The organism is Tardiphaga sp. 709 (assembly GCF_032401055.1).
GTDB lineage: Bacteria > Pseudomonadota > Alphaproteobacteria > Rhizobiales > Xanthobacteraceae > Tardiphaga.
On record NZ_CP135529.1, the window covers coordinates 2,085,279 to 2,110,150 of the forward strand.

The window sequence follows — 24,872 nt, forward strand, 5'->3', positions numbered from 1 at the left end:
ATGACAGAATTCACAGAACTTGCGATCCGGCACGTCACCAAGACCTATGTGGTCGACGAGACGCCCCTGCCCGTGCTGCAGGATGTGTCGCTGTCCGTACTACCCGGCGAATTTGTCAGCATCGTCGGCGCCTCCGGTTGCGGCAAGTCCACGTTGTTGCGTCTCATCGTCGGGCTCGATGACGTCTATCGCGGCGAGATCCTGCTCGGCGGCACGCAGGTAAGCGGCCCCGGCGCCGATCGCGGCATCGTGTTCCAGGATCATCGTCTGTTTCCGTGGCTGACGCTGACTGAGAACGTCGCGCTGGCGCTCGATGCATTCCCGCTGCCGGTGGAAGAGAAGATACAACGCGTTCGCGATGCCATTGCGCTGGTCGGCCTATCCGGCTTCGAGCGGGCACGCCCTGCGCAGTTATCTGGCGGAATGGCGCAACGTGCGGCGATCGCGCGCGCGCTGGTTCGGCGACCGGCAATCTTGTTGCTGGACGAACCTCTTGGGGCTCTCGACTCGCTGAACCGCACGCGGCTTCAGGACGCGCTGCTGGACATCTGGCAGGCGCAGCGGACCACCGTGATCATGGTGACCCACGACGTCGAGGAAGCCGTGTATCTCTCGACCCGCATCGTGGTGATGGAACCGCGCCCCGGCCGCATCCGCAGTATCATCCCTGTCGAGCTGGCCGCACGCGACCGCGCAGCACCCGATTTCGTCGCGCTAAAGCAGCGCGTTCTCGCCGATCTCCGACATTGAAACCAGGAGCAACCATCATGCACAAGATCACCCGACGCAGTTTTACCGCGGGCGCCGCCGCGCTGCTGGCAACCGGCACGACTGCCCGCGCCGCCATCGAAAATCCCGATACGATCCGCTTCGGCGCCTTCGGTGCCGGCTTCGGCCAGCCCTACGGTGTCGCCACCTTCGGCGTCGCCCAGGCCAAGGACTTCATCGCCAACGAATTCAAGGACACGCCGGTCAAGCTGGAATGGACCTATCTCGCGGGCACAGGCCCTGCGGTCAATGAAGGCATCGCCAACGGTCGGATCGACTTCGCCCAATATGGCGCACTGCCGAACGTCATCGGCCGCGCCAACGGTCTGCCCACCCGCGTGCTCTTGAATTACGGTCCCACCACGATCTTTGGCGCCGCACGCAAGGGACTGCCGATCCATTCGATCAAGGATCTCAAGGGACGTAAGGTCACCTTCCAGAAGGGCACTATCCTGCACTGGGCGTTCCTGCGCGCCCTGCAGGCAAACGGCCTGTCGGCAAAGGACCTCACGATCGTCGATCTCAAGACCGCCGACCAGCTCGCAGCACTTGCGGCTGGTAGCGTCGACGCCAGCATCGGTTCGAGCTCGGTGCTGTCGCTGCGCGAGAAGGGCATCGTCGATATCTTCTACACCTCGAAGGACATCGGCCCGAAGGCCACCGGATTCGGCGGCATTCTCGTCACCGATCAATTCCGTGAGAAATATCCCGACGCCACCCGCCGCGTCGTCACCGGCCTCCTCAAGGCGGTCGCGTGGATCGGCGACGAAGCCAATCGCGACGAGGCGTTGCGTATCTGGTCGAAATCCGGCACGCCCTACGAGGCCCTGCAGGAGGAATTCCGCGGCCAGTCACTCAAGGAAGCGTTCAATCCGCTCGTCGACGAATTCCTGCTGGCCCAGTTCCAGGATGTCGTCGACTTCTCCAAGTCCGAGAAACTGATCCGCAGCGATATCGATGTGAAGGACTGGGTGCTTGCGGCGCCGATCAAAGAGGCGCTGGCCAGTCTCAAGCTCGAAAAATTCTGGACACCGCGACATGCCGACGGAACGCCAAAAGCATAAGGCAACGGTTCAGGTTGTATGTGTCGTACCGGGCGGGAGAAAGAGATGAGCGATCTCCCGCTCAAGCGACGCTATGAGCGTGATCCCGTCGATATCGACGAAGCGGACACGCGGGAGGCATTCGCCGACTACGACGCTATTCCATTGGCGACGCGGGCGCGCGCGCAGGCCTCGCGCTCGCTGGACCGCTGTGTCCGGCTGCGACGAACGCTGCGGACACAGCGCCCGGATCGTCAGCAACTGCAATTCGCTCTCAAGGCTGAGCAACGCGTGCTGGCGCTGATCCGTCAATGGGCGGACGGCCAACTCGTGCGGTGAAGTGCAAGGCGACCGGCGCGCTTCCCTGCGAGCAGTCGCGTTGTTCTCCTGATACCCGTTCGGACAGAAGCTTCGTCCAAGAAGCGCAGGATATCCGAAATTGCCGCTGGCCATCTGCGCAACGTATCTTCCGTGGGTATACGCGGCCCGCTCACTATTGCAGGCGCAACGGTTTCCGCGAATCCTCCAGCACAGCAGCGAAAGCCGCCTCGCGATGTGCGTGCGGATGCATCGCAGACGCGCGCGGATATTTACAACTTCGACATTGGCCAACCAACCCAGGATCCGACACGTGACAATTTCCCGCCGAGGCGTTCGCCTTCCTTCGCTCAACCGCCGCAATCTTCTAATCGGCGCAGGCGCCATCGCCGCTACCGGTCTCCTCGGCACCCCGGCCATTGCGCAGGCACGTAGCAAAGCCGTGCTCGCCTATGGCAGCACCGGCTACACTTGGGCCCTCCCCTATGTCGCCGAAGCAGCCGGCCTGTGGGAAAAAGCCAATGTCGACCTCACGACGTCGTCCTTCGAGACCGGCCGCGACTCCATGCAGGCGCTGCTGTCCGGATCCGCCGATTTCTCAGCCTCTACGGATACGCCGCTGGTATTCGCCGCGCTGACCGGGCTGCGGCCCGTGGCGGTGATCAACTACAGCCGTTACTCGCGCGATATGAAGCTTGCAGTGCGCAAAGGTGGCGCTGTCGATCCGAAGAATCCCGCCAGTCTGAAAGGTCGCAAGATTGCCACCCGCATCGGCACGTCGGGCCAGTTCTTTCTCGCCAAATATCTCGAACTCGCCGGCCTCAAGCTGCAGGACGTCACCGTCGTCGATCTCGCGCCGAACAACATGACGACGGCGCTGGCGCGCGGCGACATCGACGGCTTTGCCTGGACCAGCCAGACCGTCGGCGTAGCGCAGAAGCAGTCGAACGGTCAGGTCGATGAAATGACACTCGACGGTATCGAGAAATACTTTCAGAGCCACCAATTGCTGCTCACCACGGAACGCGTGCTCAAGGAGAAGCCGGATCTCGTCAACACCGCGGTAAAGGTGTTTCTCGAAGCCGAAGCACGCATCGCCAACGACAAGAACTGGCCGCAGACCATCGCCGAGCGGATCAAGACACCGGCCGGCGACATCGCCGAGGCGACCTCGACCTTCACCTTCAAGCTGACCTTTGACGAGCGCTTCGTCGATGATCTCGTCAGCCAGGCACAGTGGGCGATCGATGCCGGGCTTGCAAAGCCACCGAAAGGCGAGCTGCGTCCGCTGCTGCGCGGCCTCGTTGCGGATGGACCGGTCAAGGCAGCGCAGCCGGGCCGCGTAACCCTGACATGAGCCGCAGCGTTGCGCCGCTGATCGACGTCACCGGCGTCTCGCAGGTCTATGCCGGACGCGACGCCGCCCCCACCTGGGCGCTGCGCGACGTTTCGCTGCAGATCGGCGATGGCGAATTCGTCTGCCTGATCGGGCCGTCCGGCTGCGGCAAGACCACGCTGCTGCATCTGATCGCTGGCTTCCTGCAGCCGAGCCGCGGCAGCGTCACATTTCAACAGCAGCCGATCGCAGGCCCCGGCCCCGACCGTGGCGTCGTGTTCCAGGAATATGCACTGTTCGCCTGGATGACCGCGCGGCAGAACGTCGAATTCGGCCTGCGCGCCAAGCCGCTGTCACGCGGCGCGCGCAGGCAATTGGCTCTCGATGCGCTCGGCCGCGTCGGCCTGCTCGCCGCCGCCGACAAGTATCCCCACGAACTCTCCGGCGGCATGCGCCAGCGCGTTGCCGTCGCACGTGCGCTCGTGGTCGAACCGAAGGTCCTGCTGATGGACGAGCCGTTCGCTGCCGTCGATGCGATGACGCGGCAGACCCTGCAGGACGATTTGCTGAGGCTTTGGAAGGAAACCGGCGTCTCGGTCGTCTTCGTCACCCACAATATCGACGAGGCGATCTTCCTCGCGCAGCGTGTCGTCGTGATGGCGCCGCATCCCGGCACGATCGTCTCGGAGCGCATCATCGACGCCGACTATCCCCGCGACCGCGGCTCGGCAGCGTTCGGCGAACTCTACGGCTCGATCTCGGGCGAACTGACCAATGGCACGCGAAGGGCCGCATGACGACGATTTCAGATATCGATCTGGCCGACGATGCGCATCCGGCGTCGCCCTCCTTCGAGGCCCAGTTCCGTGCCGCCAATGACCGCGTGCGGCGGAAGGCCCAGCTCACGCGTCTGGCGCTGAACGCGCTTGGTCTCGTACTGTTCATCGCGATCTGGGAGGCGATCCCGCGCTATTCGGATTGGGTCAACGAAGTCCTGTTCCCGCCGCCAAGCACCGTGTTGCAGGCCTTCATCCCGATGCTGACCTCGGGCGAGATCGGCCGCAATATCGCCATCAGCCTGCAGCGCGCCGGGCTCGGCTTCATCATCGCGCTCGCCGCCGGCATCAGCCTCGGCCTCGTCACCGCGCGCGTCCGCTGGCTGCAATATCTCACCGAGCCGCTGCTACACGGCTTTCGCGCCATTCCGACCATCGCGCTGGTGCCGCTCTGCGTGCTGTGGTTCGGCATCGGCGAGCCGTCGAAAGTGGTGCTGGTGGCATGGGGCGCATTCTTCCCGATCTGGATCACCACTTTCATCGGCGTGCGCGACATCAATCTCATCTATCTGCGCTCTGCGGCCTGTCTTGGCGCCAGCCGCCGCGACACGCTGCTGCTGGTGGTGTTGCCGGCCGCGCTTCCCTTCATCCTCTCGGGTATCCGCCAGTCCATCGCGGTATCGCTCATCGTACTGGTCGCCGCCGAACTGTCCGGCGCATCAGCCGGCGTCGCCTATATGATGTCGCAGGGCCACCAGCTGTTCCGCGTCGACATCATGTTCATCGGCCTCGCGCTGCTCGGCACCTTCGGCTTTCTCGCCGACCGCGTTTTCGTTGCGCTGGCGCGCTGGCTGTTCCCCTGGTACGCGGCGTCATGACGGCGCCGGCACCGCGGCAGCAGATCTTCGAGAATGCGAAGATCTGGACGTTCGACCGCGAACGGCCCACCGTGCAGGCTATCGCGATCGACGGCAATGTGATCGTGGCGGTCGGTGACCGCGACACGGTGCGCACTGCCGCTCCGGATGCAGAACGGATCGACCTGCAGGGCGCCTGCGTCATCCCCGGCTTCAACGACACCCATGCGCATATGGAGCGCGAGGGGCTGAAGACGCTGCGCCCTTCGCTCGCCGGCGCCAAATCCGTCGCCGACATCCTCGCCCGCATTCGCGAGGCTGCTGCGATCACACCGCCGGGCGAATGGATCGTCACCATGCCGGCAGGCACACCGCCTTTCTTTTTCGATGGTGTCTCCTCGCTCGCGGAACGACGCCTGCCGAACCGCCACGAACTCGACGTCGCCGCACCGGATCATCCCGTCTATATCCAGGGCGTGTTCGGCAATTGGGGCAAGCCGCCCGGCCACTCGGCGCTCAACACGCGCGCGCTCGAACTGAACGGCATCGGGCCGGACACACGCCCCCGCGTCAACGGCGTCGAGATCGAACGCGATGCGCAGGGCAGACCGACTGGCATCATCGTCGAGCACAACAACCGCCCCACGGTGGAATTCGACATCCTGCCCGCGGTGCCGCGTTTCGGCTTCGCCGATCGCCTCGAAGGCGTCAAGCGTTCGCAGCGGCTCTACAATGCCAAGGGCACCACCAGCATCTACGAAGGCCACGGCTCGGCCGCCGAAACCATCTCGGTCTATCGCCGGCTCTGGGAGCTGAACGAACTCACCGTCCGCGCGGGCCTCGTGCTGAGTCCGAGCTGGAACGACCTGACGGAGGCCCGTCGCATCATGCGCGACTGGCTCGCCACCGCACGCGGTAGCGGGCTCGGCGACCGTTGGCTGCGCGTCTCCGGCATCCATATCGCCTATGGCGGCGATTCCGTCGTGGCCTGCTGCGCCCGCGCGCATCTGCCCGACACCGGCTGGTCCGGCTTCGTCGAACAGGCGGTGACGCCATCCGACTTCCGCGAGGCCTGTTTTCTCGCCGCCGAATTCGACTTGCGCCTGCACACAATCGTCGGCGACCAGCTGCACGAGATCGTCCCCGTTCTGCGGGCCGTGAACGAGCGACATCCGATCGCTAAGCGCCGCTGGGTCATCGAACATATCGGCCGTACACAGCCTGAGGACATCCGCGCGCTCAAGGAGCTCGGCGTGTATGTGACGACGATCTCGACTTATTATCTCTGGAAGGGCGGCAGCAAATATCTGGACGAGGCCGATGGCGGAAATAGCGTGGTGCCGCATCGCGCCATCCTTGATGCCGGGATTCCCCTGGCCATCGCCACCGACAACATTCCCTACGATCCGTTCTTTACACTGTGGACCACCTGCGCCCGCGAGGAGCGCACCACCGGCCGTGTGATAGGGCCTGGTCAGCGGCTCGACGCCCATACGGCGCTAGAACTCTTCACCGCCACTGGCGCTGCGCTCACTTTTGACGAAGGCTGGAAGGGCCGCCTGAAACCCGGCTTCGCTGCGGATCTCGCGGTTCTGTCCGACGACCCGACGACACTGCCACCGGCGGAGCTGAAGGATCTCTCCTGCCTGCTCACAATTGTCGACGGGCACATCGTCCATGACGCACGTTGATGCCGGATCGCCGCAAAGCGCGTATAGTCCGTCGCCATGACCGACGAGTTCCGCGCCATAATCCGCCTGTCGCACAATGAGAGCCCGTTCGGCCCTTCGCTGCGCGCGCTTCGTGCGATCGAGGAGAACCTTGCCCATCTCGACCGCTATGTCGGCGACGAGCTGGACCAGCTCACCACCGCCATCGCCACGCATGAACGTATCGCGCCGGAGCAGATCGTACTCGGCGAAATTCTCGACGTACTCGGAATGTTTCTGTCCGCTCAGGGCGGCCCCGGCGGCGAGTTCATTTATTCTGAGCCGGGCTATACGGCGCTGGTCGATGCCGTTGTGCCGGCTGGCTGCAAGGCCGTCGCCATGCCGCTGAATGATGGGCTCGAAAACGACCTTACGGCCATCGCCAGCTCAGTGAATGAGCGAACCCGCGCCGTCTATCTCGTCAACCCGCACAATCCGAGCGGCACAGTGAGTCCAGCTGCGGAATTCATCAAATTCGTCCACGATCTATCGAAGCGCGCGCTGGTGATCGTCGACGAAGCCTATCTCGACTACACGCTCGATCCGGAACGGCGCACCGTGGCTGGCCTCGTGCGTGACGGCCGTCAGGTCGTCGTATTCAGGACCTTCGCCAAGATCCACGGCCTCGCCGGTCTCGCCATCGGCTATGTGCTGGCGCCCGCCGAACTTGCCCGATCGCTCAGGCAGATCGGCATTGGCGCGTTTCATGGCCTCAACCGCCTCGGCCTCGTCGCCGCTCAGGCAAGTCTAGGCGATCGCGCACACATCACCGCAGTGCGCACCGCGGTTGCCGCCGAGCGCGAGAGTTGGCACGCTTTGTTTCGCGCGAGCAGCGTTTCCTTTTCCGCAGCACAGGGCAGCTTCGTGTTCTTCGATGCCGGCCGGCGACACGGTGATGTAACTGCAGCCCTTGCGGCACGGGGTATCGCGATCAAGCAACCCTATCCCGCGATGCCGACCTGGCTGCGGATATCGATCGGTCTGCCTCATGACAATGCGCTGGCGCGCAAGATCGTCGCCGACAGCCTGCGCTGATCGCCCACGACGGCACCGAACGCCGGCAGGCGTATTCCAGAAGAAGTACGGCCACCAGCGCGCGCGTCAAAGCGTGCGGAGGAAGGCGACGACAGCCACTCTGCATCCGGATAAAGCGGATGCACCGCTTCCGCGGCATTCCGCGCCCACACCTCACCGCCGCCGATCTGGCGAGCAGGCGTCGATCTGCTCTCTGAGAGAATGCTTTCGCAATATCTTTGTTCTCGAAAACTGCGCACGACAGGCGCCGCAGTTCGAATATCGCTTCGCAGCTCTATTCGGCAATTAATTGCTGCAAGGGGGATGTCGCGACGCCTACCCATTGTCTTGTCAAGCACACAAGGGGATGAGGCATGGCAATCCAGAGCACTGCTGGTCAGGCGAATGTATCGGACGCAACGAGCGGCGCAGACGTCGCATTTCTTTCCGCTGTCGAACTTGTTGAGCTTTACCATCAGCGAAAACTGTCACCTGTCGAAGTCACGCGCGCAATTCTCGATCGCATTCAACGGCTGGAGCCGAAAATCAATGCATTTGCGTTGCTTGACGCAGCCTCTGCACTCGCATCCGCTGAAAAATCTGAACAACGTTGGCACCGCGGTGAACCCGCAGGTCTGATCGACGGCGTTCCAATTGCGCTGAAAGACCTGATCCTGGCGAAGGGGTGGCCAACGCTGCGCGGCAGCCGTGCGGTCGATCCGAACCAGGAATGGAACGAAGATTCACCGGCGACCGCGCGCCTGCGCGAGCACGGCGCGGTCGTGCTCGGCAAGACCACCACTTCCGAATTCGGCTGGAAGGGGCTCGGTGACAGCCCGCTGACCGGCATCACCCGCAATCCCTGGAACACGGCGCATACGCCGGGTGGCAGCAGCGGCGGTTCGGGCGCAGCGGCGGCGATCGGCTTCGGCCCGCTGCACGTAGCGACCGATGGCGGTGGCTCGACGCGGCTTCCCGCCGCGCATAGCGGCGCATTCGGATTCAAGCAGACCTATGGCCGTGTACCTGTCTATCCGCCGTCGCAGAACGGCACGCTGTTTCACGTCACCCCCCTCACCCGGTCGGTGCGTGATGCCGCGCTGCTGCTCGACGTCATCGCGCGGCCTGACCTGCGCGACTGGAACGCGCTGCCGCCCCAGAATGGATCGTGGCAAAGCGGGATCGAGGATGGCGTCAAGGGTTTGCGTATCGCTTATAGCCCCGCCCTCGGCTACGCGACGGTCGATCCCGAAGTCGCAGCCATCGTCGAGAAAGCAGTCGAGGTATTCGTCGATCTCGGCGCCATCGTCGAGCGCGTCGATCCCGGCATCGAGGATCCGCTGCCCATCTTCCTGACTTTCTGGCAGGCCGGTGCCGCGAAACTGGTGGATAGCTTCGCCCCGGAACGGCGCAATCTCAGCGAGGCCGGCCTGCTGGCCGCAGCCGAACAGGGCCGCGCGATCGACGTCGTGTCCTACGTGAAGGCCATCGATCGGCGCGAGGCGCTGGGTCGGCACTTCAGTCGCTTCCATCAGTCCTGGGATCTGTTGATCACGCCGTCCACGGCATTTCCTGCTTCAGCCATCGATGCATCGCAGGCCGATCTTGCCGCGCGGCCCATTCGCTCGCCCTTCACCTATCCGTTCAATCTGACGCAGCAGCCAGCGGCATCGATTCCGGCCGGACTGACCGCGGCGGGTCTGCCGGTCGGCCTGCAACTGATCGGTGCGAAATTTGATGATGCGAAGGTACTGCGCGCAGCGCGGGCATTCGAGATCGCGCGGCCTTTCGCAACACCGAAGGATCCCACGTGAGCTACCCTGCATCTGAAATCGAACTCGATCTGCCGAAGCTTTCGGCCGCCTATGCGGATGGATCACTCACACCTTCGCGAGTGGTGGAGTCGATCCTCGACACAATCACAGCGCGCGGGGATGATGGCGTCTGGATCTGGCATATCGGACGCGACGCGATTTTCGCCCGTGCGCGTGAGCTCGAAGGACAGTCGACCTCCGATCGCGCGGCCGCATCGCTCTGGGGTGTGCCGTTCAGCGTGAAGGACTGCATCGATGTCGCCGGGCTTCCTACGACATCGGCGTGCCCCGGCTATTCCTATGTCCCCACCCGGCATAATCCTGCGGTTGCGCGGCTGCTGGCGGCCGGGGCGATCCTGATCGGCAAGACCAATATGGATCAGTTCGCCACCGGGCTTGTGGGCGTCCGCTCGCCCTATGGCGTGGCACGCAACCCGTTCGATGCCGACTACATTCCGGGCGGATCGAGTTCGGGTGCCGCCGTCTCGGTCGCGGCCGGCCTCGTCAGCCTGGCGCTCGGCACCGACACCGGCGGTTCGGGTCGCGTGCCCGCCGCGCTCACCAACGTGGTCGGTCTCAAGCCGACGCGCGGCCTCATCAGCGGTGTCGGCACGGTGCCGGCCTGTCGCTCCATCGAAACGATCTCGGTGTTCGCGCTCACCGTCGCCGACGCGCAGGCTGGCTTCGACGTTATCCGCGCGCATGATCCCGAAGACCCGTTCGCGCGACCGCTGACGCTACGCGAAGCGGACGCATGGCCGTCGTTCCGCTTCGGCGTACCCGCGGCGCCATGGCTTGAGTTCTTCGGCGACACAGCGGCGGCCGCACTGTTCGATGCCGCCGTCGCGCGCCTCACAGCGATCGGCGGCGTGCGCGTCGAGATCGACTTCGCGCCGTTTCGCGAAATCAACGACATGTTGTTCCTCGGTCCATGGCTCGCTGATCGCTACGGCGCGCTGAAGCCGTTTCTCGACCGCGACATCGATGCCGTGTTCCCGATCACCCGCGACATCCTGCTGGGCGGTGCGCAGATCACGGGCGCGCAGGTCTTTGCTGGTCAGCAGCGTCTCGCCGAACTGAAGCAGAAAATCGACGCCGGGTGGCGCGACATCGACATTCTCTTCGTGCCAACGACGCCCACTACCTACAGGATCGGCGAGATCGCAGCCGATCCCATCGCCCTCAATGCCCGTATCGGCACCTACACCACATTCGTCAATCTGGCCGATCTCGCTGCGGTCGCCGTGCCCTCGGGCTTCCTACCGAACGGCCTGCCCCAAGGCGTGACGCTGATCGGCCCGGCTCTGTCCGACCGCAGCCTCGCACGGCTGGCCGGCCGATTTCACCAGCATTCCGGACTGCCGCTCGGTACGCGCGGTCTTGGCATCGCGCCCCCCATTCTCAACAAGGAGCTTGTGACGTGACGAATTCAGAACAGTTTTTCAGCCATGCCAGGCGATTGGCCCGCACCGCGTTGGTGCTGGGCGCGGCATTCGTTGCCTCGGCTGCGACGGCGCGCGCGGAGGATGTGACGATCGGCGCCGGCCTCTCCATGGGCTGGGGCCAGTTCTTCGTCGCCGATCAGGCCAAGACCTGGGACAAGCAGGGCCTCACGCCCAAAACCACGATCTTCGCCAGCGGCCGCCTCGCACTCGACGCGCTGGTCGGCGGCGGCGTAGTGGTGGCGACCGCAGCCGAAACGCCGGTGCTGTTCGCGAATCTCAACGGCCTGCCGGTGCGCATCATCGCCACGCTGAATCGCCAGGAATCCTTCGACCTTGTCGCCGTCAAGGACATCAAGACGATCAAGGATATCAAGGGCCGCAAGATCGGCTATTCGCAAGGCACCAACGCGCACTACTACCTATCGAAGCTTCTGAGGGAAGCGAACCTGACTTTTGCGGACATCACCGCCGTCAGCCTCAATCCCGGCGATTTCGTCACCAGCCTGTCGAACGGGGCGGTCGACGGCTTCATCTGGACCGAACCGCATATCTCGCTGGCGCTCAGGCAGGGCGGCGACAAGGTCCATGCGATCCGCTCGCCCGGACTCTACGTCGGATTTTCTACCGTGATCGCGCTGCAATCGACCATCGACAAGAATCCCGACCTGCTCGTGAAGGTGCTGAAGTCGCTGATCGATGCCAACGACCTCATCAAGAAGGATCCGAATGCCGCAGCAGCGCTGATCGCCGAGCGCATCAAGGTCGACCCGGAGATCGTCCGCAACTTCCTGCCGCGCACCCGCTTCAGTATCGATCTCGAACGCGCGGATCTCGTCGCCGAACTGCAGACGCAGGCGAAATGGGCGATCGACAACAAGCTGGTGCGGCCGGACGTCAAGGTGCCGGACTTTAACACCGTCGTAGTCGGCTCGCTGCTCGACAAGGCGCGTGAGAAATAGAAACGGCGTCACCGGAGTCGTCGCATGAATGTGAGAGTGGACGTTTCCACGGCATCCGCGGTCCAGCGACCGCTGATCGCCTGTCACGATCTCGGACATGTCTATGACTCCGGGCGCGGCCGCACGGTCGCGCTCGACCAGGTGTCGCTGACCATCCAGCCCGGCGAATTCGTCTGCGTTCTGGGCCCGAGCGGTTGCGGCAAGACCACGCTGCTCAATATCCTCGCCGGATTCGTGCAACCGTCGCATGGCGAGGTGCTGATCAACGACCATGCGATCGCCGGGCCGAGCCCCGAGCGCGGCGTCGTGTTCCAGGACTACTCGCTGTTTCCATGGTTGACCGCGAAGGCCAATGTGGGTTTCGGCCTGCGCATGGCCGGGCGCCCGGCCGCGGAACGCGAGGCCGTCGCCAGCGATCTGCTTCGCCAGGTCGGACTGCCGGAAGCCGGCGACAAATATCCGTTCGAACTGTCCGGCGGCATGAAGCAGCGGATAGCGATCGCCCGCGCGCTGGCAACGCGGCCGGCACTGCTGCTGATGGACGAGCCGTTTGCCGCGCTGGATGCCATGACTAGGGCTTCGCTGCAGACAAGGCTGATCGACCTGCAGCAGCAGAGCGCGCAGACGATCCTATTCGTCACGCACAACATCGCCGAAGCGCTGGTGCTCGGCACCCGGCTGATCGTGATGTCACCGAATCCCGGCCGCGTGGTCGAGGATATCGCCGTCAATTTCGAACGGCCGCGACGGCGCACCTCGCCAGCCTTCAACGAACTCTACGACCATGTGGCCCGCGCCATCGGTCTCGATACGGCAGAATAGGCGATGGCATTCAAGCTGAAGCGAAACACCGTCGCAAGCGCGTTCGGCACCGTCGGCTTCTTCGCGATCTGGGAGGCGATCAGCCGCAGCGGCCTCGTCAACAACATCATGCTGCCCGCGCCAACCACCATCGTGCTGTCGGGGTGGGAGCTGCTGGCATCCGGCGAATTGCTACGCCATCTCGGCGCCAGCCTGTGGCGCTCGCTGCTCGGTTTCGTTGTCGGCTCGCTCCTCGCTATTGTAGTCGGCGTCGCGATGGCGCAACTGCCGCTGCTGAACGCAACCATCAACCCTCTCGTGCAGATGTTTCGCGCCATTCCCGCACTGGCCTTCGTGCCGCTCGCGATTTTCTGGTTTGGCATCGGCGAACTGTCCAAGGTGTTCCTGATCGCCTGGGGTGTGTTCTTCCCTGTCTGGGTCAATACCTATCTCGGGGTGCGCGACACCAATCCGCTGCTCGGCCGCGCCGCGGCGAGCCTCGGGGCGCGCGGCTGGCGCAAATTCGCCTTTGTCGTCATTCCCGGTGCCCTGCCCTTCATCATCGCCGGCCTGCGTGTCAGCCTGTCGGTCGCGCTGGTGCTGCTGGTCGCCTCCGAACTCGCCGGCGCTGCATTCGGCGTCGGCTACCTCATCCAGATGTCGCAGCAGGTGTTTCGCGTCGACTACATGTTCGTTGGCCTGATTGTGCTCGGCATCATGGGTGTGGTTGCAGATTTCCTGTTCGAAGGCGCCGTACGCCGCCTGCTGCCCTGGTATGGGGCTGAGAAGTCGCTGCGCGGGGCGGCCGGGAACAGGAAAGAGCGCAAACTGGCGGAACCAGCCGCCTGATCTGCCCGACGCCGCGCAGAAAGCAATTTATTGCGAGCCGTGTCCGCGACCGGCGGTTACAGATCGATGCAAAGCTGGAGATTCCACATGCAGCCGACCGACGTCACATTGATCGAAGACCACACCGTTCTCGCCGTCACCTGGGACGACGGCGAAACCAGTCGCCTGGATGCAGTGACCCTGCGCCAGGCCAGCCGGGCGGCGAGCGAGATCCGGCGCCAAGCCGAGGGGGTGGCGTTAACGCTGCCGCCGGCACTTCGCGTGCAGGGCGTCGAGCCGATCGGAAATTATGCGCTGCGGCTATTCTTCTCCGACGGGCACGATCGCGGCATCTATCCGTGGGTGTATCTGCGCCAACTCGCCGGCCAGGCAGCGTAAGGAAACAGGCGATGGATGAGATCAAGCAAGGCCTGTCAGAAATCGAATGCGACGTGCTGGTGATCGGCGGCGGCACCGCCGGCCCGATGGCTGCCTACAAGGCCAAGCGCCGCAATCCCAAGGCGCGCGTGGTATTGCTCGAAAAGGCCAACGTCAAGCGGTCGGGCGCCATCGCGATGGGAATGGACGGGCTCAACAATGCGGTAGTGCCGGGCTTTGCAACGCCGGAACAGTACACCAAGGAAATCACCATCGCCAATGACGGCATCTGCGATCAGGCGCCCGTCTACAAATATGCTTCGCGTTGCTTCGACGTCATCCAGGAACTGGACAGTTTCGGCATCAAGTTCCAGAAGACCGAGAATGGCGATTTCGACGTCAAGAAGGTTCACCATCTCGGCTCCTATGTGCTGCCGATGCCGAATGGCGAGACGGTCAAGAAGGCGCTGTATCGCCAACTGCGCCGCGAAAAGGTGCTGATCTCGAACCGCTACATGGCGACGCGGCTGTTGACGGCAAAGGACGGCCGCATTGCCGGCGTCATCGCCGTCAATACGCGTAGCGCAGAATTCCTGGTGCTGCGCGCCAAGACCGTGATCCTCTGCACCGGCGCCGCCGGCCGTCTCGGCCTGCCGCAGTCCGGTTATCTCTGGGGCACCTACGAGAATGCGACCAATTCGGGCGATGGCTATGCGATGGCCTATCATGCCGGCGCCGGGCTCGCGAATATCGAGTGCTACCAGATCAACCCGCTGATCAAGGACTACAACGGCCCGGCCTGCGCCTATGTGGCCGGTCCGTTCGGCGCCTATACGGCGAACAGCGAGGGCAACCGCTTCATCGAATGCGACTACTGGTCCGGCCAGATGATGCAGGAGTTCTACAACGAACTGCAGTCGGGCAAGGGGCCGGTGTTCCTCAAGCTCAACCACCTGCACAGCGACACCGTCGGCCAGATCGAAGCGGTGCTCCACAAGGTCGAGCGGCCCTCGCGCGGACGCTTCCACGAAAATCGCGGCACGAATTATCGCGAGAAAATGATCGAGATGCATATCTCCGAGATCGGCCTGTGTTCGGGCCATAGCGCCTCGGGCGTGTTCGTCGACGAATTCGCCCGTACCACCGTCACGGGTCTTTATTCGGCGGGCGACATGGCGAGCGTGCCGCATAACTACATGCTCGGTGCCTTCACCAATGGCGCGGTTGCCGGCGAACATTCGGTGGATTTCGCCGCCGAGGTCGATCTCCCCGATTATGACCGCGACGATGTGGTGCGTGAGCAGGAGCGCGTTCTCGCGCCGACGCGGCGTGACGACGGCATTCCGCCGAACCAGCTCGAATACAAGGCGCGCCGCCTCGTGAATGATTACCTGCAGCCGCCGAAGGTCACAGCCAAGATGCAGATCGGCCAGGCGCGCCTGGCGGAAGTGCGCGACGATCTCGACAATGCGATGGTGGTCCGCGACTCGCACGAGCTGATGCGCGCGCTGGAAGTGTCGTCGATCCTCGACTGCGCCGACATGGCAGCTTACGCCTCATTGTTCCGCACCGAAAGTCGCTGGGGCCTCTATCACAACCGCGTCGATTATCCCGAGAAGAACGACGAGGACTGGTTCTGCCACAGCATCCTCAGCAAGCGCGACGGCCGCATGACTGCCGAGAAGCGTGCCGTCGAGCCCTATCTCGTCCCGATCGATGAGAGCGAACGCGACGCCTATGATCGCCAGCGCATACGCCAGCACGCCTGATACGGAGCCGCCATGCCCATTGCCTATGCACCCACCACCGTGCCCGTCGTCGTGGACGATGCCAAATGCATCGCCGACAAGGGCTGCACGGTCTGCGTCGATGTCTGTCCGCTGGACGTGCTGCGGATCAGCGACCTCACCGGCAAGGCCTATATGAAGTATGACGAGTGCTGGTACTGCATGCCATGCGAGACCGATTGCCCGACCGGGGCGGTGACCGTCAACATTCCCTATCTGTTGCGCTGACATGTCCGCATTCGAATCCTTCAGCGACGTCGCCGAGATCGCAGAAAATCTGCGGAGTCCTGATGCCTCGGTACGCCGCCTCACGGTGATCGAGATCGCCGAGACGGCAAGTGACGAGGCCGTGCCGCATCTGGTCGCGGCCATCAGCGACACGGCACCCGAGGTCAGGCTGCAGGCGGCGCGTGCGCTCGGCGAGTTTGATGGGCTTTCGGTCGCGCAGGCGCTGGTGCGCGGCGTGACGGATGCGGACCGTGACGTCGCATCGGCCGCCGCGGAGAGCCTCGCCGAACTGCGCGATACCGCGGCCGATGCAGCCCTGCTGCCGCTGGTGTCGCACCAGTCAGCCTTTGTTCGCGAAGCTATATTTCGAGCACTGAAGGAGCTGCGGAGTGCGATCGCCCTTGGCCCGGCTATCTCGGCACTGCAGGACGCCGATGCTGCCGTGCGCGTGCAGGCAGTCGGCGTCATCGGCTATCTCAAGAGCAACGAGACCCTGCCGTCGCTGATCAGTGCGGCGCGTGATGCCGATGCGCAGGTGCGGCTCGCTGCGGTCAACGCGCTGTCCTTTGCCCGCAATGCGGTTGCTGCGCAGGCGGCTTCGGCCGCGCTGGCCGACGACGCCTGGCAGGTGCGCGCCGCCGCGGCGGAAACGCTCGGCCGGATCGGCGAGACTTCGGCTGCCGCGGCCGTGAGAGGCGCGCTCGGTGACACGTTCTGGCAGGTGCGCCAGAAGGCGCTGCAATGCCTCGGCAAGCTGAAGGCGCGGGATGCAGTCCCAGCCATTCTCGGTATTCTGGATGACCCCCTACCCTCGTTGCGCAAAGAAGCAGCTGCGGCTCTGGGCGACATCGGCGATATCAGCGCGCAGGCATCGCTCGCTGCGCATGCCGCCGATCCCGATCCGGACGTGCGCAAGACCGTCGTCTGGGCGCTCGGCCGATTGCTTGAGCGCTAATCCTTCAGCAGGATCTGTTCAAGCTGGTCGAGGCGGTGGATACGGATAACGCCGCCATCGATGGAGACGATGCGCTTGGCGTGGAACCGCTTCAGCATCATCGTGACCCATTGCCGGGTCGAGCCTACCATCGCCGCGATCTGGTCGTGCGTCACCTTACGGTTGATCACGACCGCGTCACCATCGGCCACGCCGTAGAGCTCCGAGAGGTTCAGGATGTATTGCGCGAGGCGCTCGATCACCGACCGCGTGCCCAGCATCTGCGCCATCGACGAATAGCATTTGCCCTTGGCGACCAGCCCGTCGATCAGCGCCAGCGCGAAAGTGGGCATGCGCAGCAGCAGCGCCTGCAGTGTGGTGCTGGAGAGATGCGTGATATCGCAATCCTCAATGGCGACGCCGGACCACATATGAGTACCGCCACCGGAAATCGCCGGACCACCGATGAAGTGGCCCGGCGTCCAATAAGCCAGGGTGATCTCGCGCCCAGTCGGGGCGGTGTAGAACACCCGGACCTGGCCGCGCTCGATGATAAAAATTCCCTGATGATGCGCGCCCTGGCTGAAGATCGCCTCGCCTTGCCTCACCGTGAACTGGCGTCCGTTCTCGCGGATCTGCGCGCGCTCCTCTACCGTGAGGCGATCGAGAAAATGGGCGCCATCGTTCAGGTCATCGATCGTCTCGCTCATGAACAGCGCCGACAGATCGCTCTGCCGCAGAGCCGGCGCGGTTGTGATCGAGCGACCGGATGCAACGCCCGCAGATGACGGTGATGTCCGGCATGCGTGCCCGCCACGCAAGGTCACGGCGGTTGCGGGAAGATACGCCTCACGAGAGTCCGAAAGCGCTTTCAGGCTGGTCATCGCATTGTCACTTGTGCTGAAGGTCGTGAAGCAAGGCTAATGGTGCGGCGCAGAGGAAGTCCACTCTTTTGAGCATCTCCAGATCGACTTGAAACACCTGATGCGCGGATCGACGAAGCACGAGAGAATTCGTCTGCAATGCAGCGAACTCCTGCAAGATATTTTTCGATGACCCTCGCGGGCGTAACGCCGCGTCATGTTCGCTCGCCTGCGACGCCGACACGCATCGCAACTAATTGCTTCAGCGGCATCGTGCGCCGGTTCAACATCTGGCCGGAGCGCATCCGATCACTCGGATAACAAGGGGACATGCCATGAAACGATTTGGATTGGGGATTATCGCGGCCTTTACGATGGCGTGGGCCGGAACGGCGAGCGCCGAGACCATTCGCGTCGCGTTGGGTACGCAGGACACGACGATCAATTGCGCCACCGGCGGGCTGATCGTGCGCGAGCTCAAGCTGCTCGAGAAGTATCTGCCCCGCGACGGCAAGTACAAGGACGTCACCTACGACATCCAGTGGAAGAACTTCACCAGCGGGGCGCCGCTCACCAACGAGATGGTGGCCGCCAAGCTCGATTTCGGTGCGATGGCGGATTTCCCGGGCTCGCTCAACGGCGTCGCATTCCAGAAAGCCGGCCGCCGCAGCCTCTTCATCACCACACTGTCCGGCAGCACCAAGGGGAGCGGCAATGGCATCGTTGTTCCGACCAGTTCGCCCGCGCAATCGATCGCCGACCTGAAGGGCAAGACCATCTCGGTGCCGTTTGCGTCGACGTCGCATGGCATGCTGCTGCGGGCGATCAAGGCGCAAGGCTGGAATCCCGAAACCGACGTCAACATCATCACCCAGGCGCCGGAAGTCGCAGGGCCCGCGCTGCAGGCCAACAAGATCGAGGCTCATGCCGATTTCGTGCCGTTCGCCGAACTGTTCCCGTGGCGCGGCTTCGCCCGCAAGATCTTCGACGGCTCGCAGGCGGATGCGCCGACCTTCCACGGCGCGCTGGTCGATAGCGAATATGCCGACAAGTATCCGGAGATCGTGCAGGCCTATCTGAGCGCCAGCCTAGAGGCGGATCGCCTATTCGCTGCCGAGCCGGAAAAATACAGCGAACTGATCACCAAGGTGACCGGCATCGAGGCCGAGGTGAACTATCTGTTCCACGGCCCGCTCGGCCTGCAGACGCGCGGCCTGACCTGGAAGCCTGAATATCGCCAGGCGGTCCAGACCTCCATCGATACGCTGAAGCTACTCAAGCGCGCCGACGGCGATCTCGATATCGACAAGTTCGTCACCGACAAATACATCCGCGCGGCCTTCGTCAAAGCCGGGCGTGACTATGACGCGGAGCTGAAGGATTACGCCCAGCTCACGCTGAAGGCGAAGGACGCCCTGACCGGTGCCGAAATCACGGATGTCAGCCGGGTCGCGCAGATCTGGGTCAAGGACGAACCGTTGGTGCGGCACTATGCATCGCCCGAGAACGCCCTGAAGGCGCTGGCAGCGCTGGAAAAGGACGGCAAGAGCGCACGGGTCGTCTACGCGCAGGACCGAGAAAGTGGCATCAAGCTGTTCGCGCAGCAGGCCTGGTTCGTTCGCGCGGCCAATGGCGAACTCGGCGCCTTCCTGTCGCGCGGCGCCGCCGAAAAATGGGCCTCGGCCAAGGGCGGCCAGGTGGTCGATTTCGCCGGCGCGCGTGAAGCCGTAGTGGTGAGCCGCTGATGGCGACGGGATCAGGGGGCATGCATGTGGGCCGCCTGCTGGTGCAGGTGGGATCGATCCTGGCCTGCATTGCGTTCTGGCAGGTGGCGTCCACTCTGCGCCTCAATCTCGGGATCGTCACCTTTCGTAACGTACCGCCGCCGACCGAGGTCCTGCAGTCGCTGATTGTGCTGCTGCAGTCGCCCAAGCTGCTGGCGCATCTCGGCAGCAGCCTCGGACGCGTCTTTGCCGGCTACGGGGTCGCGGCACTCTTGGGGATTCTGCTTGGCTTTGCCATCGGCCGGTCGCGCGCGGCGAGCGACGTGCTGCTGCCACCGCTGGAACTGCTGCGCCCTATTCCGGCGGTCGCCTGGATCCCGTTGTCGATCCTGATGTTTCCATCCTCGGAACTGTCGATGATCTTCATCACTTTCATCGGCGCGCTGTTTCCCATCGTGCTCAATACCATTCACGGCGTTGCCAATGTGGATCGCCGCCTGGTCGCTTCGGCGCGCAGCCTCGGTGGCAGCCGCGCCGCCATCCTGCGCGAGATCGTGTTGCCGGGCGCAGCCCCCAGTATCGTCACCGGCCTTGCCATCGGCATGGGAACATCATGGTTCTGCCTGGTGACGGCGGAGATGATCTCGGGCCAGTTTGGCATCGGCTATTATACGTGGGAATCCTACACCTTGCAGAATTACGCTGACATCATCGTTGGCATGCTGGTGATCGGATTGTTCGGCATGGGCAGCAGCTGGCTGCTGACGACGCTTGGACATGTCCTGATGCCCTGGCGAAGCCCGATGGTGGCGCGATGAAGGCACCGCGGGTTAACGGCCACGGCGTCGGCCTCGGGCGAATTGCGATCGAGGATGCATCCATATCGCTTGGTCATGGCAACGATGCCTTCGAAGCGGTCGCCGGTCTCGACATCTCTGTCGCGCCCGGCGAGTTCGTCTGCATCCTGGGGCCGTCGGGCTGCGGCAAGTCCACCCTGCTCGGCGCGTTGGCGGGACACGTAGCAAATACCAGCGGTAGCCTTACCGTGGACGGACAGGCGATTACCGGCCCGAGCCCGGATCGCGGCATCGTGTTCCAGCAGCACACCCTGTTCCCTTGGAAAAAGGTACGTGAGAATGTCTGCTTCGGGCCGAAGATGCGCGGCGTCGGCAAGGTTGCGCGGCGACAGCTCGCGGACGAATTGCTCGCACTGGTCGGGCTATCCGGCTTCGAGGAGTTTTATCCGTCACAGTTGTCAGGCGGCATGCAGCAGCGTGTCGAGATCGCGCGCGTACTCATCAACCAGCCGCGCGTACTTTTGATGGACGAGCCGTTTAGCGCGCTCGATGCCCAGACCCGATCGATGATGCATGAGTTGCTGCTCGACATCTGGACCGAACGTCCCACCACGCTGATCTTCGTCACGCATGATATCGAGGAGGCGCTGTTTCTCGCCGACCGCGTGATCGTGATGAGCCGGCGCCCTGGGCGGATCGTCGAGGATCTGCGAGTGCCATTCGCGCGTCCACGGCCAGCTGATATTGTCACCGAGATTGAATTCGCGCGTCTGAAGCGGCACCTGCTTCTGCTTCTCCGTCCGGATCAACAGTCTACTGCGCTGTCTGAACACCAGAGCGAACACGCATTGGCGCCGAATTAGTTGGCGAGCGGCTCTCGGCGCGCAAGGCCGCCCCCGCTGAATTCGACTATCCCCTGCGGAGCGCTAATTGGCCACCGTACCGAGCCGCACGGTCTCTGTGCCGAGATGCCGCCTCTAAGCATGCGCAAGGAAGGCGAATAAAACTGTCCGGAACCGGCAGCGCGGAGAATTCTGAACCGCTGACTGCACCACAGACAGAGCGCGTATCGCTATTTTCTCTGCCCGCTTGAACGCGGAAGCAACCTGCCTTGAAATAGATAGATGATCGATTGGAGAAAGACCGTGCGAGATCTATCAGCCGAAGCCCGCTTGCATCTTCGTGCCCGTTCGTCGTCGAACCGTGTCGCGGTAAGGTTTCACATCGTCGCCGTCTACAGCTCTCTCGCGTTGATCGCCGCCATCGTATTCGGCGCGGCTTCGGTGCGCCCGTTCTAGTGCCGACGTCGCGTACCCCGGGATCCTGCGTGCTTGGCTGGCAGGCAACATTCGGATCGATGCTACTGCAGGTGATCCAGAGGAGCAATTGGGATGAGCGACCACCCGCCGATTTTGCGGCAGTCATTCTCGGGCTGGACGGCTTTGTTGCCGGGCCTCATCCCCGCATTCCTGTTCGTGGCAGTTTACGGCATGCGGCGCGCATATGATCTCATGGGCGCAATAGCGGCCTCATTTTGACGCGCAGCCTCGTTGTCATCCGTCTTTGGCAGGATGAACACCAGGTTGGTGATAGCACCGTGGCAGCGCCGGCCCTTACCTTGCCGACCACATGAGCGGCCCCCAGCGTCTCCTTTGAGCTGCGCGCGCCATCAACCTTTCGAACGCTAATAACGTGTCAGCGTTGAGCCGGCTCGGGTGCGATGGGCAGCGAAGTCGACGACTTCAACGTCTTGACCACATAATGCGGCCGCGTCGACTTGATCCGTACCAGTGCGTTGAGCTGACGATGGAATTCCTCGAATTCGGATGCATCGCTGACGACGATGCGAAGGCAGTAGTCCACGTCTCCCGCCATGCGATAGCAAGCGACCACTTCCGGCATATCCTTGACGACCGACGAGAATTTCCTGAGCCAAGCCTCCGAATGATCGTCGCTCTGGACATCGAGAAATATTGTCATATCCAGACCGACCGAGGATGGATCGACCAGGGCAACCTTGCCGACGATGACTCCATCGCCCTCCAGCCGCTTGATCCGCTTCCAGCAGGGCGTCGCAGAGAGCCCCACGATATCTCCGATATCGGCAACCGACAGTGACGAGTTCTCCTGGATCAAGGTGAGAATCCTGCGATCGATGGCGTCGAGACGGCGACCGATCGGCGGCGTTGTTACATCAACATCAGTCATGCGCGCCTCCCGCATGGCCGCAAGGATCGGAGCTAAGGGCCGGTGCGTCGGTATGAAAGAAGGACAATCCATCTGGGTGGCTGTCGTACAAGGGCGTTTCGACGACCCGCAAAATGGCTTTCGGATTCTGCGACATTTATAAACTCCTCGATGGCTGCCTGGTTTGCTTCCAAAAATGGTGGATCGAACCGTTCGACCCTTCGATCTCGTGTGATGCCGTCATGCCGGTACGCGCATGCGGCCGGGCGCGGCGAGCCGGATCAGCGCGCGCGCTGCCGCGTCGAGAAGAAAGCCAAGCAATCCGATCATGAGCACCATGGCCATCAACTCGGAGTAAGCGAGCCGATCGCGCGTATCGAGGATGAAATAACCCACTCCCGCCGACACCCCGAGCATTTCGCAGGGCACGAGCACGATCCACACGACGCCGATGGCGAGCCGCAATCCGGCCAGGATATGCCCCAGGACGCCCGGAATGATGACATGACGCAGCGTCTCCCAACGGGTCGCCGACAGGCTGCTGGCAAGGCGTAGCCAATTCGGTTCAAGCCGTCGCACGCCTTCCGCGGTGTTCAGCAGAATCGGCCAGACGGCTGCAAACGCGAGCAGGAAGTAGATGGGACGATCGCCGATCCCGAACACCATGACCGCAATCGGCATCCAGGACAGTGGCGAGATCATCCGCAGAAACTGAAACGCCGGCGACGTCGCTGCATCGAGACGTTGCGAACGGCCCACCGCAAGGCCAATCGGCACACCGATCAATAGCGCGAGCCCGAGGCCGACCAGGACACGGCGCAAACTCACGAGCAGATGGATCGACAGGTCAGATTGCGTCAGCAGCGTCAGCAGACTGGCGAACGCTGTGCCCGGCGCGAAATGACGCACGAAACTCCCTTTCGGGGTCAGCAGATCCGTCCCGATCCACCACAGGACAATCAGGACAATCAACCCGCTAGTGCCCAGCAAGACTGTTGATAGCCGCACAGTCCAACGCGAACGCGCAGCGCGGATGGACCAGCGTCGCCTGCTCCCGTCACCGCTTTGCGCATCGTGTCGGACCGGCGCGATGCCGGCCTCCAGGCTGCTCGTCACGCGACGACCACTTCCGTTCGCGTGAACGATTCCGGTAGCCCGAACGCGGCCATGCCGCCTGCTGCGGTCACCGCAGCCTTGACGAAGCGGTCATCCACAAGCTCCCGTGCCGCGGTTGCGGGATCGAGCCTGTCGAGGAACGCGCGGTCGCCTTCGATCAGCGTATCCTTCAACCGGCGCACCAGCTCCTCGGTATAGCTCGGAAACGGATAGGGCTGGAAATCGATACGTCGCTCGCGCCACGCCGCGTTCCGGATCGCGCCGGATTTGAGATAGGCGGCATTATCCGCTTCGGGCGGCGAGAGAACCTTCTCCAGCACTGCCGTCGTATGCGGCGTGTACTTTTGGGCACCCTCCTTGGACAGCAGCGCCGCGGTCTCAGCGCGGTTCTCGCGGGTCCAGAGTTGCGCCTTGACCATCGCGTTGACGACCTTCTGCGACCATTCGGGCCGCTGCTGCAGATCGCGCTCATGCATGAAGACCACACAGCAGGCGTGATCCTTCCAGACGTCGCCGGTAAAACGCAGGATCTTGCCAACGCCGAGCGTCTCGGCCGTAGCATTGAAAGGCTCGGCAACGATAAAGCCGGCGATCTGATTGGACGCGAGCGCGGGCACCATATCCGCCGGCGCCATGACGACGAGATTGACCTCGTTGGCCTGCGGTTGACCCGTGCGCTTACTCACCGGGGTCAGACCGTTTTCCCGCAGCAGCGCCTGCAGAACCACATTATGGATCGAGTACCAGAACGGAATGGCGACGGTCTTGCCGCCGAGTTCCTTGACGCTGTTGATCTGTGGCCCGACGCTAAGGCCGGAGCCGCCGGTATGATTCCAGGCCACGACCTTGGCCGGCGCCTGGCTGCCGAAACGTGCCCACACCGTCATCGGCGACAGCAGGTGAACAACGTTCACCTGGCCGGAGATGAACGCTTCCAGCACCTGGGCCCAGCTGCGCAGCATCACCGGCTTCTCGGCCTTGAGGCCTTCGGCTTCGAAATAACCTTTACCGTGGGCAACCAGCAGCGGCGTGGCATCGGTGATCGGGAGATAGCCGATGCGTACCGGCGCATCAGCCTCCTGCGCCCTCGCCTCATAGGCACGCAGCAACGGAAGCGCCCCCGCCGCGGTGAACAGCGCCGACAGTTTGATGAGTTCGCGGCGCGAGAACTGATCCATGGACATGCGGTT

The 24,872-nt window shown here is 63.3% G+C and carries 25 protein-coding genes; 21 read left to right on the forward strand and 4 right to left on the reverse strand.

Annotation, left to right across the window (positions count from 1 at the left end; all coding sequences use genetic code 11):
• The 17 genes from RSO67_RS10420 (at position 1) to RSO67_RS10500 (ending at position 17,016) form a co-directional block, all read left to right on the forward strand.
• Positions 1-750, forward strand: coding sequence for an ABC transporter ATP-binding protein (locus tag RSO67_RS10420; RefSeq protein ID WP_315843415.1), 750 nt, complete (start codon positions 1-3; stop codon positions 748-750).
• Positions 751-767: 17 nt separating this feature from the next.
• Entirely contained in the window at positions 768-1,832 is a 1,065-nt protein-coding gene (locus RSO67_RS10425) for an ABC transporter substrate-binding protein (RefSeq protein ID WP_315843416.1), read from the forward strand.
• A gap of 45 nt (positions 1,833-1,877) precedes the next feature.
• Positions 1,878-2,150, forward strand: coding sequence for a hypothetical protein (locus RSO67_RS10430; RefSeq protein ID WP_315843417.1), 273 nt, complete (start codon positions 1,878-1,880; stop codon positions 2,148-2,150).
• Positions 2,151-2,442: 292 nt separating this feature from the next.
• A complete protein-coding gene (locus RSO67_RS10435; RefSeq protein WP_315843418.1) occupies positions 2,443-3,486 on the forward strand; it encodes an NrtA/SsuA/CpmA family ABC transporter substrate-binding protein in 1,044 nt (347 codons plus the stop codon).
• On the forward strand, positions 3,483-4,262 hold the full coding sequence (locus RSO67_RS10440; RefSeq protein WP_315843419.1) for an ABC transporter ATP-binding protein: 780 nt from the start codon (positions 3,483-3,485) through the stop codon (positions 4,260-4,262). The genes RSO67_RS10435 and RSO67_RS10440 overlap by 4 nt, the downstream gene beginning before the upstream one ends.
• The gene (locus RSO67_RS10445) at positions 4,259-5,119 is read left to right on the forward strand and encodes an ABC transporter permease (protein WP_315843420.1); all 861 of its coding nucleotides are present in this window, start codon (positions 4,259-4,261) and stop codon (positions 5,117-5,119) included. The genes RSO67_RS10440 and RSO67_RS10445 overlap by 4 nt, the downstream gene beginning before the upstream one ends.
• Complete coding sequence (locus tag RSO67_RS10450) at positions 5,116-6,789, forward strand: amidohydrolase (RefSeq protein ID WP_315843421.1); 1,674 nt, start codon at positions 5,116-5,118, stop codon at positions 6,787-6,789. Before RSO67_RS10445 ends, RSO67_RS10450 begins: the two co-directional genes overlap by 4 nt.
• A 36-nt stretch (positions 6,790-6,825) precedes the next feature.
• Positions 6,826-7,842 carry a histidinol-phosphate transaminase gene (locus tag RSO67_RS10455; protein WP_315843422.1) on the forward strand — a complete coding sequence of 339 codons (1,017 nt, stop codon included), beginning with the start codon at positions 6,826-6,828 and terminating at the stop codon, positions 7,840-7,842.
• Positions 7,843-8,195: 353 nt separating this feature from the next.
• Positions 8,196-9,635: an amidase gene (locus tag RSO67_RS10460; protein WP_315843423.1), complete on the forward strand. Its 1,440-nt coding sequence runs from the start codon at positions 8,196-8,198 to the stop codon at positions 9,633-9,635.
• Positions 9,632-11,059: an allophanate hydrolase gene (gene atzF / locus RSO67_RS10465; protein ID WP_315843424.1), complete on the forward strand. Its 1,428-nt coding sequence runs from the start codon at positions 9,632-9,634 to the stop codon at positions 11,057-11,059. The genes RSO67_RS10460 and atzF overlap by 4 nt, the downstream gene beginning before the upstream one ends.
• A complete protein-coding gene (locus RSO67_RS10470; protein WP_315843425.1) occupies positions 11,056-12,039 on the forward strand; it encodes an NrtA/SsuA/CpmA family ABC transporter substrate-binding protein in 984 nt (327 codons plus the stop codon). The genes atzF and RSO67_RS10470 overlap by 4 nt, the downstream gene beginning before the upstream one ends.
• 24 nt (positions 12,040-12,063) lie before the next feature.
• The gene (locus RSO67_RS10475; RefSeq protein ID WP_315843426.1) at positions 12,064-12,861 is read left to right on the forward strand and encodes an ABC transporter ATP-binding protein; all 798 of its coding nucleotides are present in this window, start codon (positions 12,064-12,066) and stop codon (positions 12,859-12,861) included.
• Between the two features lie 3 nt (positions 12,862-12,864).
• Positions 12,865-13,689 (forward strand): ABC transporter permease, encoded by an 825-nt coding sequence (locus RSO67_RS10480; protein WP_315843427.1) that lies wholly within the window; start codon positions 12,865-12,867, stop codon positions 13,687-13,689.
• An 87-nt stretch (positions 13,690-13,776) separates the two neighbouring features.
• The gene (locus tag RSO67_RS10485; protein WP_315843428.1) at positions 13,777-14,067 is read left to right on the forward strand and encodes a DUF971 domain-containing protein; all 291 of its coding nucleotides are present in this window, start codon (positions 13,777-13,779) and stop codon (positions 14,065-14,067) included.
• A gap of 11 nt (positions 14,068-14,078) precedes the next feature.
• The gene (locus RSO67_RS10490; protein WP_315843429.1) at positions 14,079-15,815 is read left to right on the forward strand and encodes a fumarate reductase/succinate dehydrogenase flavoprotein subunit; all 1,737 of its coding nucleotides are present in this window, start codon (positions 14,079-14,081) and stop codon (positions 15,813-15,815) included.
• A 12-nt stretch (positions 15,816-15,827) separates the two neighbouring features.
• A complete protein-coding gene (locus tag RSO67_RS10495; protein WP_184517127.1) occupies positions 15,828-16,061 on the forward strand; it encodes a ferredoxin family protein in 234 nt (77 codons plus the stop codon).
• A 1-nt stretch (position 16,062) separates the two neighbouring features.
• The gene (locus RSO67_RS10500; protein ID WP_315843430.1) at positions 16,063-17,016 is read left to right on the forward strand and encodes a HEAT repeat domain-containing protein; all 954 of its coding nucleotides are present in this window, start codon (positions 16,063-16,065) and stop codon (positions 17,014-17,016) included.
• Here RSO67_RS10500 and RSO67_RS10505 read toward each other — a convergent pair.
• The gene (locus tag RSO67_RS10505; RefSeq protein ID WP_315843431.1) at positions 17,013-17,705 is read right to left on the reverse strand and encodes a Crp/Fnr family transcriptional regulator; all 693 of its coding nucleotides are present in this window, start codon (positions 17,703-17,705) and stop codon (positions 17,013-17,015) included. The genes RSO67_RS10500 and RSO67_RS10505 overlap by 4 nt on opposite strands.
• Before the next feature lie 488 nt (positions 17,706-18,193).
• Between RSO67_RS10505 and RSO67_RS10510 the strand changes: the two genes are divergently transcribed.
• The 4 genes from RSO67_RS10510 to RSO67_RS10525 all read left to right on the forward strand — a co-directional run bounded on the left by RSO67_RS10510 (position 18,194) and on the right by RSO67_RS10525 (position 21,677).
• Positions 18,194-19,603, forward strand: coding sequence for an ABC transporter substrate-binding protein (locus RSO67_RS10510; RefSeq protein WP_315843432.1), 1,410 nt, complete (start codon positions 18,194-18,196; stop codon positions 19,601-19,603).
• Positions 19,603-20,400 carry an ABC transporter permease gene (locus RSO67_RS10515; RefSeq protein WP_410001829.1) on the forward strand — a complete coding sequence of 266 codons (798 nt, stop codon included), beginning with the start codon at positions 19,603-19,605 and terminating at the stop codon, positions 20,398-20,400. The genes RSO67_RS10510 and RSO67_RS10515 overlap by 1 nt, the downstream gene beginning before the upstream one ends.
• Positions 20,397-21,242, forward strand: a complete 846-nt coding sequence (locus tag RSO67_RS10520; protein WP_315843433.1) for an ABC transporter ATP-binding protein — start codon at positions 20,397-20,399, stop codon at positions 21,240-21,242. The genes RSO67_RS10515 and RSO67_RS10520 overlap by 4 nt, the downstream gene beginning before the upstream one ends.
• 282 nt (positions 21,243-21,524) lie before the next feature.
• Positions 21,525-21,677: a hypothetical protein gene (locus RSO67_RS10525; RefSeq protein WP_315843434.1), complete on the forward strand. Its 153-nt coding sequence runs from the start codon at positions 21,525-21,527 to the stop codon at positions 21,675-21,677.
• 397 nt (positions 21,678-22,074) lie between these two features.
• On the opposite strand, the gene RSO67_RS10530 is transcribed toward RSO67_RS10525, so the two are convergent.
• From RSO67_RS10530 to RSO67_RS10540, 3 genes are all read right to left on the reverse strand, one after another.
• Positions 22,075-22,587, reverse strand: coding sequence for an Lrp/AsnC family transcriptional regulator (locus RSO67_RS10530; protein WP_175365695.1), 513 nt, complete (start codon positions 22,585-22,587; stop codon positions 22,075-22,077).
• Positions 22,588-22,806: 219 nt separating this feature from the next.
• On the reverse strand, positions 22,807-23,538 hold the full coding sequence (locus RSO67_RS10535; RefSeq protein WP_315843435.1) for an ABC transporter permease: 732 nt from the start codon (positions 23,536-23,538) through the stop codon (positions 22,807-22,809).
• 140 nt (positions 23,539-23,678) lie between these two features.
• On the reverse strand, positions 23,679-24,866 hold the full coding sequence (locus RSO67_RS10540) for an ABC transporter substrate-binding protein (protein WP_315843436.1): 1,188 nt from the start codon (positions 24,864-24,866) through the stop codon (positions 23,679-23,681).
• Between the last annotated feature and the right edge of the window lie 6 nt (positions 24,867-24,872).

Coding starts and splice junctions, on each gene's coding strand:
- RSO67_RS10520 (WP_315843433.1), top strand. CDS start 20,397: ATGAAGGCACCGCGGGTTAACGGCCACGGCGTCGGCCTCGGGCGAATT.
- RSO67_RS10445 (WP_315843420.1), top strand. CDS start 4,259: ATGACGACGATTTCAGATATCGATCTGGCCGACGATGCGCATCCGGCG.
- RSO67_RS10495 (WP_184517127.1), top strand. CDS start 15,828: ATGCCCATTGCCTATGCACCCACCACCGTGCCCGTCGTCGTGGACGAT.
- RSO67_RS10425 (WP_315843416.1), top strand. CDS start 768: ATGCACAAGATCACCCGACGCAGTTTTACCGCGGGCGCCGCCGCGCTG.
- RSO67_RS10440 (WP_315843419.1), top strand. CDS start 3,483: ATGAGCCGCAGCGTTGCGCCGCTGATCGACGTCACCGGCGTCTCGCAG.
- RSO67_RS10450 (WP_315843421.1), top strand. CDS start 5,116: ATGACGGCGCCGGCACCGCGGCAGCAGATCTTCGAGAATGCGAAGATC.
- RSO67_RS10485 (WP_315843428.1), top strand. CDS start 13,777: ATGCAGCCGACCGACGTCACATTGATCGAAGACCACACCGTTCTCGCC.
- RSO67_RS10515 (WP_410001829.1), top strand. CDS start 19,603: ATGGCGACGGGATCAGGGGGCATGCATGTGGGCCGCCTGCTGGTGCAG.
- RSO67_RS10540 (WP_315843436.1), bottom strand. CDS start 24,866: ATGTCCATGGATCAGTTCTCGCGCCGCGAACTCATCAAACTGTCGGCG.
- RSO67_RS10475 (WP_315843426.1), top strand. CDS start 12,064: ATGAATGTGAGAGTGGACGTTTCCACGGCATCCGCGGTCCAGCGACCG.
- RSO67_RS10480 (WP_315843427.1), top strand. CDS start 12,865: ATGGCATTCAAGCTGAAGCGAAACACCGTCGCAAGCGCGTTCGGCACC.
- RSO67_RS10430 (WP_315843417.1), top strand. CDS start 1,878: ATGAGCGATCTCCCGCTCAAGCGACGCTATGAGCGTGATCCCGTCGAT.
- RSO67_RS10490 (WP_315843429.1), top strand. CDS start 14,079: ATGGATGAGATCAAGCAAGGCCTGTCAGAAATCGAATGCGACGTGCTG.
- RSO67_RS10455 (WP_315843422.1), top strand. CDS start 6,826: ATGACCGACGAGTTCCGCGCCATAATCCGCCTGTCGCACAATGAGAGC.
- RSO67_RS10530 (WP_175365695.1), bottom strand. CDS start 22,587: ATGACTGATGTTGATGTAACAACGCCGCCGATCGGTCGCCGTCTCGAC.
- RSO67_RS10460 (WP_315843423.1), top strand. CDS start 8,196: ATGGCAATCCAGAGCACTGCTGGTCAGGCGAATGTATCGGACGCAACG.
- RSO67_RS10505 (WP_315843431.1), bottom strand. CDS start 17,705: ATGAGCGAGACGATCGATGACCTGAACGATGGCGCCCATTTTCTCGAT.
- RSO67_RS10420 (WP_315843415.1), top strand. CDS start 1: ATGACAGAATTCACAGAACTTGCGATCCGGCACGTCACCAAGACCTAT.
- RSO67_RS10510 (WP_315843432.1), top strand. CDS start 18,194: ATGAAACGATTTGGATTGGGGATTATCGCGGCCTTTACGATGGCGTGG.
- RSO67_RS10500 (WP_315843430.1), top strand. CDS start 16,063: ATGTCCGCATTCGAATCCTTCAGCGACGTCGCCGAGATCGCAGAAAAT.